Origin of the sequence: Alistipes sp. CHKCI003, assembly GCF_900021155.1 — a bacterium.
Taxonomy (GTDB): Bacteria; Bacteroidota; Bacteroidia; order Bacteroidales; family Rikenellaceae; genus Alistipes; species Alistipes excrementavium.
Genome location: NZ_FCNT01000029.1, coordinates 1 through 689, shown reverse-complemented (window position 1 = coordinate 689; position 689 = coordinate 1). Strand labels below are relative to the sequence as shown.

The following is a 689-nucleotide window of genomic DNA, read 5'->3' as shown; positions in this document are numbered from 1 at the left end:
GGGGTTTTATCCCTCCTCTCCGCGATCGGATGCCGCCGGGGCGCCTCCTACCTGCCGCTGCGGGCGAAATAGGCGTAGAAATAGGGAATCGTCTCGATGCCCTTGTAGAACTGTTCGAGCCCGAAGCTCTCGTTGGGCGAGTGGATCGCATCCTCCGCGAGCCCGAAGCCCATGAGCAGCGACTTGATGCCCAGAATCGCCTCGAAGCCGCTGATGATCGGGATCGAACCTCCCGAGTAGAAGGGCAGCGGCTTGCGTCCGAAAGCGGTCTCTATGGCCTTTTCGGCCGCTTTGTAGGCCGGCATATCGGTCGGCGCCACATAGGGCATGCCGCCGTGGAGCGATTTCACCGAGACTTTCACGCTCTTGGGGGCGATGGCCCGGAAGTGCTTCTCGAAGAGTTTGCTGATCTTGCGGTAGTCCTGATTCGGGACCAGACGCATCGAGATCTTGGCCGAAGCCTTGGAGGGAATCACCGTCTTGGTGCCCTCCTCGATGTAGCCGCCCCAGATGCCGTTCACGTCGAGCGAGGGCCGTATGCCCGTGCGTTCGAGCGTCGTGAAGCCCGCTTCGCCCTCGACAGCGCCGATCGAAAGCGACTTCTTGTACTCCGAGAGGCTGAACGGCGCCTTGTTGAAAGCCCTGCGTTCGGCGGGAGTGAGCTCGCGCACATCGTCGTAGAAGCCCGG

The 689-nt window shown here is 62.0% G+C and carries 1 protein-coding gene; it reads right to left on the bottom strand.

Annotation, left to right across the window (positions count from 1 at the left end; translation table 11 throughout):
• Positions 1-47: 47 nt before the first annotated feature.
• A partial coding sequence (locus BN3659_RS04610; protein ID WP_141682492.1) for a M20/M25/M40 family metallo-hydrolase occupies positions 48-689 on the bottom strand: 642 nt, incomplete at its 5' end.